This window comes from Pseudoalteromonas sp. P1-13-1a (assembly GCF_001401875.1).
GTDB lineage: Bacteria > Pseudomonadota > Gammaproteobacteria > Enterobacterales > Alteromonadaceae > Pseudoalteromonas.
Genome location: NZ_LKDV01000093.1, coordinates 1 through 451, shown reverse-complemented (window position 1 = coordinate 451; position 451 = coordinate 1). Strand labels below are relative to the sequence as shown.

The window sequence follows — 451 nt, the reverse complement described above, 5'->3', positions numbered from 1 at the left end:
GGTGCGGAAGGAGAGACTTGAACTCTCACATCCTAAGATACTGGAACCTAAATCCAGCGCGTCTACCAATTCCGCCACTCCCGCATTTTTTGTGTTTAATAAACACTGGTAGTTATTTTAAACTCTTCATTGAGCCGCAATTTAACTCTTGCAGAGCCACTTCTAAAAAAGAAATGGTGGCTAAGACGGGATTTGAACCTGTGACCCCATCATTATGAGTGATGTGCTCTAACCAGCTGAGCTACTTAGCCATTGTTGGCTGGGATACCAGGATTTGAACCTGGGAATGCCAGGATCAAAACCTGGTGCCTTACCGCTTGGCGATATCCCAACAGAAAACAATTGATAGTTTAGTTCATATCAGAACATGGTGCGGAAGGAGAGACTTGAACTCTCACATCCTAAGATACTGGAACCTAAATCCAGCGCGTCTACCAATTCCGCCACTCCC

Annotated in this window: 3 tRNA genes; all 3 read right to left on the bottom strand. The window is 45.2% G+C overall.

Annotated features, from left to right (window positions below):
* Positions 1-2: 2 nt before the first annotated feature.
* A tRNA-Leu gene (locus tag AN391_RS19955) sits at positions 3-84 on the bottom strand.
* 90 nt (positions 85-174) lie between these two features.
* Positions 175-251 (bottom strand) — tRNA-Met (locus AN391_RS19950).
* Between the two features lie 5 nt (positions 252-256).
* Positions 257-331: transfer RNA gene (locus AN391_RS19945), tRNA-Gln, on the bottom strand.
* Between the last annotated feature and the right edge of the window lie 120 nt (positions 332-451).